8 protein-coding genes are annotated in these 8,691 nt (G+C 73.2%); 1 reads left to right on the top strand and 7 read right to left on the bottom strand.

Going from position 1 to position 8,691, the window contains the following annotated elements; translation table 11 throughout:
* Positions 1–70: 70 nt before the first annotated feature.
* The 7 genes from pheT to infC form a co-directional block, all read right to left on the bottom strand.
* Positions 71–2,599, bottom strand: a complete 2,529-nt coding sequence (gene pheT / locus L1885_RS18480; RefSeq protein WP_235798244.1) for a phenylalanine--tRNA ligase subunit beta — start codon at positions 2,597–2,599, stop codon at positions 71–73.
* A complete protein-coding gene (pheS, locus tag L1885_RS18475) occupies positions 2,599–3,747 on the bottom strand; it encodes a phenylalanine--tRNA ligase subunit alpha (protein WP_235798243.1) in 1,149 nt (382 codons plus the stop codon). Before pheS ends, pheT begins: the two co-directional genes overlap by 1 nt.
* Positions 3,748–3,893: 146 nt before the next feature.
* Positions 3,894–5,045, bottom strand: coding sequence for a sensor histidine kinase (locus L1885_RS18470; protein ID WP_235798242.1), 1,152 nt, complete (start codon positions 5,043–5,045; stop codon positions 3,894–3,896).
* A gap of 136 nt (positions 5,046–5,181) precedes the next feature.
* On the bottom strand, positions 5,182–6,009 hold the full coding sequence (locus L1885_RS18465) for a TrmH family RNA methyltransferase (protein WP_235798241.1): 828 nt from the start codon (positions 6,007–6,009) through the stop codon (positions 5,182–5,184).
* A gap of 284 nt (positions 6,010–6,293) precedes the next feature.
* A complete protein-coding gene (gene rplT, locus L1885_RS18460) occupies positions 6,294–6,680 on the bottom strand; it encodes a 50S ribosomal protein L20 (RefSeq protein ID WP_235798240.1) in 387 nt (128 codons plus the stop codon).
* Positions 6,681–6,780: 100 nt separating this feature from the next.
* The gene (gene rpmI, locus L1885_RS18455) at positions 6,781–6,975 is read right to left on the bottom strand and encodes a 50S ribosomal protein L35 (protein WP_235798238.1); all 195 of its coding nucleotides are present in this window, start codon (positions 6,973–6,975) and stop codon (positions 6,781–6,783) included.
* 128 nt (positions 6,976–7,103) lie between these two features.
* Positions 7,104–7,802 carry a translation initiation factor IF-3 gene (gene infC / locus L1885_RS18450; RefSeq protein WP_235798237.1) on the bottom strand — a complete coding sequence of 233 codons (699 nt, stop codon included), beginning with the start codon at positions 7,800–7,802 and terminating at the stop codon, positions 7,104–7,106.
* 323 nt (positions 7,803–8,125) lie between these two features.
* Here infC and L1885_RS18445 point away from each other — a divergent pair, with 323 nt between their 5' ends.
* Complete coding sequence (locus L1885_RS18445; protein ID WP_235798236.1) at positions 8,126–8,536, top strand: DUF1844 domain-containing protein; 411 nt, start codon at positions 8,126–8,128, stop codon at positions 8,534–8,536.
* Positions 8,537–8,691: the final 155 nt, after the last annotated feature.

Raw genomic sequence — 8,691 nt, 5'->3', positions numbered from 1 at the left:
GCCCGGATCCCTCCCGGCGCGCCCCTTCGGCCGCTCGTCATCCGCCGGTACGCCGGCGGCCCGCCCCCGCTCAGGCGCCGCGCAGCACCGCGCCCGTGCGCTCGGCGGCCAGTGCCACGGCCGCGTCGCGCGCCGCCGTCGCCTCCTCGACCGTCAGCGTCCGGTCGCCCGCGCGAAAGCGCAGCGCGTACGCGAGCGACTTGCGGCCCGCGCCGATCTGCTCGCCCTCGAACACGTCGAACAGCCGCAGGGACTCCAGCAGTTCGCCCGCGCCCTCGCGCAGCGCCCGCTCCACGTCCGCCGAGGGCACGTCCCCGGCGACGACGAGCGCCACGTCCTGGGTGGCCACCGGGAAGGTCGAGATGCGCGGCGCGGTGAGCGTCGCGTCCCCGGCCCGCTCGATCAGGTCGAGGTCCACCTCGGCCGCGCAGGTGCGCTCCGGCACGCCGAGTGCCTTCACGGCGCGCGGGTGCAGCTCGCCGGCGTGGCCGACGAGGGTCTCCGCACCGTCCACCGTCGCGAACAGCGCCGCGCACCGGCCGGGGTGCCAGGGCTCGTACTGGTCGGCCCGCACGACGAGTTCGACGCCCGCCTCCCGGGCGACGGTGCGCGCCGCCTCGACGGCGTCGGCCCAGTCGGCGGGGCGGCCCCTGCCCCACCAGCCGGCCTGCTCGCGGGCGCCCGCGAGGACGACCGCGGCCCGGCGGGGCTGGTGCGGCAGCGCGGCGTCGAGGGTGGCGAGCTGCTCGTCGCTCGGCCGGCGGTCGACCGGAAGCCGCTCGGGCACGCTCTCCTCGCCCGTCGGGCAGAAGACCAGGCCCGTCTCGAACAGCGCGAGGTCGACCGAGCCGCGGCCGTGGTTGCGGCGCAGCGCGGCGAGCAGGCCCGGCAGCAGCGTCGTGCGCAGCGCCGGCTCCTCGTCGGAGAGCGGGTTGACGAGGGTGACGGCGCGGCGGCGGTCGTCGCCGGCGGGGATGCCGAGCTGGTCGAGCACGCCCTGCCCGACGAACGGGTAGTTCAGCGCCTCGACGTAGCCCGCGCCGGCCAGCGCGCGCCCGACGCGGCGGTGCAGGCGCTGCCGCTCGGTCAGGCCCCGGCCCGAGGGCGGGGTGGGCAGCGTGGAGGGCAGGTTCTCGTAGCCCTCCAGCCGGATGACCTCTTCCGCCAGGTCGTTGGGCTCGCGCAGGTCGGGCCGCCAGGACGGCACGGTGACGATCAGCTCGTCCTGCCCGTACACGTCGCAGCCGATCTGCTGGAGGCGGCGCACGACCGTCTCCCGGCCGTACGCGACGCCCGCCACGCGGTCGCAGTGGTCGGCGGGCATGGCGATGGAGTGCGGTGCGGACGGCGCGATGATCTCGGTGACGCCTGCCTCCGCCGAACCGCCCGCGAGCAGCACCAGCAGGTCGACGGTGCGCTGCGCCGCCGCCGGGCCGGCGAGCGGGTCGACGGCCCGCTCGAAGCGCCGGGACGCCTCGGAGGGCAGCCGGTGGCGGCGGGCGGTGCGGGCGATGGAGATCGGGTCGAAGTGCGCGGCCTCGATGACCACCTCGGTCGTACCGCCGGCCGTGCCGGACTCCGGGTCGGCGACGCTGTCGGCGATCTCGGTGTGCGCGCCGCCCATCACGCCGGCGAGGCCGATGGGCCCCCGGTCGTCCGTGATCACCAGGTCCTGCGGGTCGAGGACGCGCTCGACGTCGTCGAGGGTGGTGAGCTTCTCGCCCGCCTGCGCGCGGCGCACGCCGATCGGGCCCTCGAGGCGCGAGCGGTCGTAGGCGTGCAGCGGCTGGCCCACCTCCAGCATCACGTAGTTGGTGATGTCGACGGCGAGCGAGATCGAGCGCATGCCGGCCTTCTGCAGGCGGCGCTGCAGCCAGATCGGCGAGCGCGCCTCGGGCTGCAGGCCCGTGACGGTGCGCAGCGTGAGGCGGTCGCAGCCGATCGGGTCGGCGACCTTCGCCGGGTGGCCGTACGAGTTCGGCGCGGGCACGTCGAGCAGCGCGGGGTCGCGCAGCGGCAGCCCGTAGGAGATGGCCATCTCGCGGGCGATGCCGCGCATCGACAGGCAGTAGCCGCGGTCGGGCGTGACGGCGATGTCGAGGACCTCGTCGACGAGTTCGAGCAGCTCGATGGCGTCGGTGCCGGGCTCGTACTCGGGCGGCAGCACGATGATGCCGTGGCTCCCGTCGTCGCCCATGCCGAGCTCCTCGCCGGAGCAGATCATGCCGTGCGAGACCTTGCCGTACGTCTTGCGCGCGGCGATCGCGAATCCGCCGGGCAGGACGGCGCCCGGCAGGACCACGACGACCTTGTCGCCCACGGCGAAGTTGCGGGCGCCGCAGACGATCTCCTGGAGCTCGCCCGTCCCGTTGGCGGTGCCGACGTCGACGGTGCAGAAGCGGATGGGCTTCTTGAAGCCCTCCAGCTCCTCGATGGTGCGGACCTGGCCGACGACGAGGGGGCCCTTGAGCCCGGCGCCGAGCTGCTCGACGGTCTCGACCTCGAGGCCCGCGGACACAAGTCTGGCCTGCACGTCGCGGCCGGTCTCGGTGGCCGGGAGCTCGACGTACTCCCGCAGCCAGGAAAGCGGGACCCGCATCAGATCTCCATCCCGAAGGGCCGGGTGAACCGGACGTCACCCTCGACCATGTCTCGCATGTCTTCGATGTTGTGGCGGAACATGAGCATCCGCTCGATGCCGAAGCCGAAGGCGAACCCGCTGTACTTCTGCGGGTCGACGCCGCACGCGGTCAGCACGTGGGGGTTGACCATGCCGCAGCCGCCGAGCTCGATCCAGCCCTCGCTGCCGCAGGTGCGGCAGGGCCGGTCCGGGTTGCCGACGGACGCGCCGCGGCACACGTAGCAGACCATGTCCATCTCGGCGGACGGCTCGGTGAAGGGGAAGTAGTTCGGCCGCAGGCGCGTGCGCAGGTCGGCCCCGAACAGCGCCTGGACCATGTGGTCGAGGGTGCCCTTCAGGTCCGCCATGGTCAGGCCCTCGTCGACGGCGAGCAGCTCGATCTGGTGGAAGACCGGCGTGTGCGTCGCGTCCAGCTCGTCCGTGCGGTACACACGGCCGGGGCACACCACGTAGACGGGGGGCTTGCGCTCCAGGAGGGTGCGGGCCTGCACCGGGGAGGTGTGCGTGCGCAGCACCACACCGGACTCGCCCTCGGTGGCGGAGTCGGGGTGCCCGGTGCGGTCCTCGGCGCTGCGGACGAAGAAGGTGTCCTGCATCTGCCGGGCCGGGTGGTCCGGGAGGAAGTTCAGCGCGTCGAAGTTGAACCACTCCGCCTCGACCTCGGGGCCCTCCGCGATCTCGTACCCCATCGCGACGAAGACGTCCGCGACCCGCTCCATGAACGTGGTCAGCGGGTGACGGGCGCCCGCGGGCGTGCGGTCGTAGGGGAGGGTGACGTCGACCGCCTCCTCCGTGAGGACGCGTGCGTCCCGCTCGTCCTCCAGCTCCGCCTGCCGGGCCGCGAGGGCCTTGTTGACGGCGGCGCGCGCCTGCCCGACCCGCTTGCCCGCCTCGGCCTTGGCCTGCGGGGGCAGCGCGCCGATCTCGCGGTTGGCGAGGGCGAGCGGCGAGGTGCCCGAGGTGTGGGCGGTCTTCGCGTGGGTGAGCGCGTCGAGGTCGCCCGCGGCCGCGAAGGCGGCGAGCGCCTCGTCCCGCATGCGCTCGATCTCTTCCGGTTTCAGTGCCTCGACCTCGACTGGGTCGTACGACTTGTTGGGTGCCGACATCTCTTCCCGTACTTCCGATTGGCTGGCGAAACGACCATGCCCGAACGACCCTGCCGACCGCTCGACCGCTCCCGGTCGCAGACGGCGCGAAGGCGCCAAAGGTCGAGTCTAAAGGTCCGGTGAAGGTGAAAGAGCCCGCGGGCCGCTCAGGCCATGAAGGCCGGCGCGCCCACGGGCAGGACGAATCGGAACTCGGCGCCGCCGCCGGGGCCACGCCCCACGGTGATCGTGCCGCCGTGGGCCTCGACGATGCCCTTCACGATGTAGAGGCCGAGCCCCGTGCCGCCGCGCTTGCTGCCCCGCCAGAAGCGGGTGAAGACGCGGCCCATCGACTCCTCGGGGATGCCGGGGCCTTCGTCGCACACGGTGACCGCCGTTCCCTTCTCGGTGCCGGGGCCGCTCGGCGCGGCGTCGTCCTCCCCGGGGCCCTCGCCCCGGGCGTGCTGTGTTCGGGCGGCCCCGCCGTCCCCGCCGGAGCGGACCTCGGCGGGCGCCACCTCGATCGTGACAGTTCCCTCGCCGTGGCGCACCGCGTTTTCGAGCAGGTTGCCCAGTACCTGGTCGATCTTGTCGGGGTCGGCCCACAGGTCGGGCAGCGGCTGCTGTATCCGCACGAGGAAGCGGTCCGGCGGCTGGCCGGCCGCGGTGTACGCCTGGACGTGGCGCCCGACGGCCGCCGCGATGTCGACGCGCTGGCGGCGCACCTCGAGGCGGCCCGAGTCGATGCGGGAGATGTCGAGCAGTTCCGCGATGAGCCGGGTGACCCGGTCGGCGTCGGCGTCGACGGTCTCCAGCATCAGCCGCTTCTGGTCGTCGGTGAAGCGCTCCCACTTGGCGAGGAGGGTCGCCGTGAAGCCCTTGACCGAGGTGAGCGGCGAGCGCAGCTCGTGCGCGACGGTCGCGATCAGCTCGGCGTGGCTCAGCTCGGTGCGGCGCCGGGCCTCGGTGCCCCGGATGCAGATCACCACGCGGCTGACCGGGCCGGTGGGCCTGGTACGGACGTAGCGGGCGGAGACGAGCACCTCGGACCCGGACGGCAGCAGCAGGTTGCGCTCGGGCTGGCCGACGCGGATCGCGAGGCCCCCGTACGGGTCGGTGAGCGCCCACCAGCGGCGGCCCTTGAGGTCCTCCAGCGGCAGCGCCTGGTCGAGGGGCCGGCCGAGAGCGGTGTGGGCGCTCAGCCCGGTGATGCGTGCGGCGGCCGCGTTGAAGCGCACCACCCGGCCGTGCTCGTCGGCGACGACGAGTCCGTCGGGCAGGTCGTCGGGGTCCACCCCGGTGCGCGTCCCGGCAGTCATCCCCTTGTGCCCCTTCTCCCGGCTGAGCGCTTGGGCGCTGGAGGCGCAAGAGTACTAGGGCCCGACTTTCGCCCGGAGCGGTTCGGGCAGGTCCTTGCCCGCGAGGGGGCCGAGGGCGTAAAAGGGCCCCGCCCTCCTACGCCCTCCGCTGCGCGCGGGCCGAGGCGTAGAGGCAGACCGCGGCGGCCGTGGCCAGGTTCAGGCTCTCCGCGCGGCCGTGGATCGGGACGCGCACGACGGCGTCGGTGAGGGCGCGGGTCTCCTCGGGCAGGCCCCAGGCCTCGTTGCCGAACACCCACGCGGTGGGGGAACCCATCGTGCCCGCGTCGAGCTCGGTGTCCAGGTCGGCGTCGCCCGCGCCGTCCGCGGCGAGCACGCGCACGCCCGCGTCCCGGAGCTCGGCGACGGCCCGTTCGACCGGGACGCCGACCGACACCGGCAGGTGGAAGAGGGAGCCGGCCGAGGCGCGCACGGCCTTCGGGTTGTACGGGTCGACCGACGCGTCCGTCAGTACGACGGCGTCCGCCCCCGCCGCGTCCGCGCACCGCAGCACGGTCCCCGCGTTGCCGGGGTCGCGAACGTGCGCGAGCACCGCGACCAGGCGCGGGCGGGCGGCGACGACGTCCTCGAACGGGGTGTCCAGGAAGCGGCACACGCCGAGCAGCCCCTGCGGGGTGACGGTGTCGGCGAGGTCGGCGACGACGGCCTCGGACGCGTGGTGGATCAGCGCGCCGCCGGCCCGGGCCGCGTCCACCAGCTCGGGGTGGCGCTCGACGGCCTCCGCGGTGGCGAACAGCTCCAGCAGCGTCGGCCGGCCGCCGGTGCGGTGGGCGACGGCCTCGCGCACCGCCTGGGGCCCCTCGGCCAGGAACCTGCGCTCCTTGACCCGGAAGGAGCGCTTCGCGAGCCGCCGCGCGGCCGTGACGCGCGCGGAGCGCGGGGAGATCAGCTCGGGGGTGGCCATCGGCGGCGGCTTCTTTCGCTGGTCGGTCGAGGTGGCGTGCGGGATCCGGGCGGGCCGCGGCGCGGGACGGTGCGGCGGGCGGTGGCGCGGCTGGCTCCGGGGCGGGAGCGGGCGCCTCGTCGCAGCGGGGCGGCCCGGCTCGGGCGGGTCCGGTCGGCCCGGGTGGTCGCCCGGGGCGGTCCCGCCGGGGCCGGGGCCGGGCACAACGCACCGGACCCGCAGGCGGGCGGCCTGCGGGTCCGGTGAAGTGAACTCCAAAGACGCTGCTGCGCCGACCCCTCGGGTCAGGCGGCGGCCTTCGGCGCGTTGACGTCGCTCGGCAGCGCCTTGTGCGCGACCTCGACGAGCGCGGCGAACGCGTTCGCGTCGTTGACCGCGAGCTCCGCGAGGATCTTGCGGTCCACCTCGACGTTGGCGGCCTTCAGACCCTGGATGAAGCGGTTGTAGGTCATCCCGTTCGCGCGGGCAGCGGCGTTGATGCGCTGGATCCACAGCTGGCGGAAGTCGCCCTTGCGCTTCTTGCGGTCGTTGTAGTTGTAGACGAGGGAGTGGGTGACCTGCTCCTTCGCCTTGCGGTACAGGCGCGAGCGCTGGCCGCGGTAGCCGCTGGCCTGCTCGAGGATCGCCCGGCGCTTCTTGTGGGCGTTGATCGCCCGCTTGACGCGTGCCACGTGTCAACTCCTTGTAGCGGGGCCGTGGTCCGTGCGCACGACCCGAAGTGGTGGGTCCCGGTGTGAAGTGAAGCGGGGTCCCCGCGCGGGGGACCCGGGCTCACAGGCCGAGAAGCTTCTTGATCTTCTTGGTGTCACCCGGGGCCATCTCGGCGTTGCCGCTGAGACGACGCGTCACGCGCGACGACTTGTGCTCCATCAGGTGGCGCTTGCCGGCCCGCTCGCGCAGCACCTTGCCGGAGCCGGTGACCTTGAAGCGCTTGCTGGCACCCTTGTGCGTCTTGTTCTTCGGCATGCGCCGTGTCTCCTCGTCAGTGGCGCTTCCCGGCCGGCTGCACGCCGGCGCGCGGAAGCGTCATTTCTTCGGTATGGGGTTCCGGGACGGGCCCGGGACCGGAGGCAGTCCTGTGGAGCGTCCGGGGCTCACGCCTCGGCGGACTCGTCGGCCTGCTCGTCGACCACCTCGGCCTGCTCGTCGTGCTCCGCCGTGAGCTGGCCGCCACCCTGGCGCTCGGCCTTGCGGGCGGCCTGCGCCTCCCGGGCCTCGGCCATGGCCTCGGTCTTCTTCTTGTGCGGGCCCAGAACCATGATCATGTTGCGGCCGTCCTGCTTCGGGTTCGACTCGATGAACCCGAGCTCCTCGACGTCCGAAGCGAGGCGCTGCAGCAGCCGGAAGCCCAGTTCGGGCCGGGACTGCTCGCGTCCGCGGAACATGATCGTGATCTTGACCTTGTCGCCCTGCTTGAGGAACCGCACCACGTGACCCTTTTTGGTGTCGTAGTCGTGCGGGTCGATCTTCGGCCGGAGCTTCATCTCCTTGATGACCGTGTGCGCCTGGTTCTTGCGCGCCTCACGGGCCTTCATGGCCGACTCGTACTTGAACTTCCCGTAGTCCATGAGCTTGCACACGGGCGGACGAGCGTTCGCCGCGACCTCGACGAGGTCGAGGTCGTACTCCTGGGCGAGTTCCAGGGCCTTGGCAAGCGGCACGATGCCGACCTGCTCGCCGCTGGGACCGACGAGTCGTACTTCGGGAACACGAATCCGGTCGTTGATGCGGGGCTCGGCGCTGATGGATCCTCCTCGGTCGGGACTGACCGGCTGTCTGGCAGACAGCCGCATCACCATGTCTTTACTGACCAACCGTGGCGGAACATCAAAAATGCCCCGGACGGACACAGGCAGGAGCTCCAAGGAATACCGGAGCACCGCCGTGGTCCACACGGGGCGCATCGGGCGGCTCCATCGTCCGTACGGAACGATGGGCACCACCTGACCGGTGACCCGCCGCCTCGAAGGCGGCCAGGTGGGAGATCGGAGCCTCCACTTGTGGGCCGGGCGCATGCACACCCGACCGGTCGTCACACAAGGTTAGCACCTCCGGGGGGCACCGGCGAACCGGCGGCGCGGCGGGAGGGCGTTTGCGCAAGCCCTAGGGTAAGGGCATGAGTGACGCGACGCCCGCAGCCGGTCAGGCTGCCCCCGACCAGGCAGCTTCCCGGGCTGTCCCCGGCTCCGATCAGCCCGACTACGACGCCCTGACCCGCGACATCGCGGAGGTGCCCGCCGTCGAGGTGATCGTGACGGTGGCGGTCAACCTGATGAGCGCGGCCGCCGTGAAGCTCGGCCTCACCGAGGAGGGCGAGGAGCACAAGGACCTCGACGAGGCCCGCAAGCTGATCCACTCCCTCGCCGGCCTGATGGACGCGAGCGCGACGGAGATCAGCTCGTTCCACGCCTCGCCGCTGCGCGACGGGCTCAAGTCGCTCCAGCTGGCCTTCCGCGAGGCGTCCGTGGTGAAGGACCAGCCCGGCCAGGGTCCCGGCGAGAAGTACACGGGCCCCATCTACGGCTGACCCTCACGCCCCCGGGGCCCCGGCGCCGGCCCGCACGGCCGCGCGCGCACCGCGTTGCCCCCGCCACCGCACGGGAGCGGCGATCACGCGCCGCGTAGGTAGAGGGGCTCGCCCGGCGGCGTCGCCCCGGCCGGCAGCAGCGCCAGGTCGAGGCC

Source organism: Streptomyces fuscigenes (genome assembly GCF_021556455.1).
GTDB classification, from domain to species: Bacteria; Actinomycetota; Actinomycetes; order Streptomycetales; family Streptomycetaceae; genus Streptomyces; species Streptomyces fuscigenes.
This window is presented reverse-complemented; position numbering and strand designations above follow the sequence as displayed.

Coding starts and splice junctions, on each gene's coding strand:
- pheT (WP_235798244.1), bottom strand. CDS start 2,599: ATGCGGGTCCCGCTTTCCTGGCTGCGGGAGTACGTCGAGCTCCCGGCC.
- pheS (WP_235798243.1), bottom strand. CDS start 3,747: ATGTCGGCACCCAACAAGTCGTACGACCCAGTCGAGGTCGAGGCACTG.
- L1885_RS18470 (WP_235798242.1), bottom strand. CDS start 5,045: ATGACTGCCGGGACGCGCACCGGGGTGGACCCCGACGACCTGCCCGAC.
- L1885_RS18465 (WP_235798241.1), bottom strand. CDS start 6,009: ATGGCCACCCCCGAGCTGATCTCCCCGCGCTCCGCGCGCGTCACGGCC.
- rpmI (WP_235798238.1), bottom strand. CDS start 6,975: ATGCCGAAGAACAAGACGCACAAGGGTGCCAGCAAGCGCTTCAAGGTC.
- infC (WP_235798237.1), bottom strand. CDS start 7,802: ATGCGGCTGTCTGCCAGACAGCCGGTCAGTCCCGACCGAGGAGGATCC.
- L1885_RS18445 (WP_235798236.1), top strand. CDS start 8,126: ATGAGTGACGCGACGCCCGCAGCCGGTCAGGCTGCCCCCGACCAGGCA.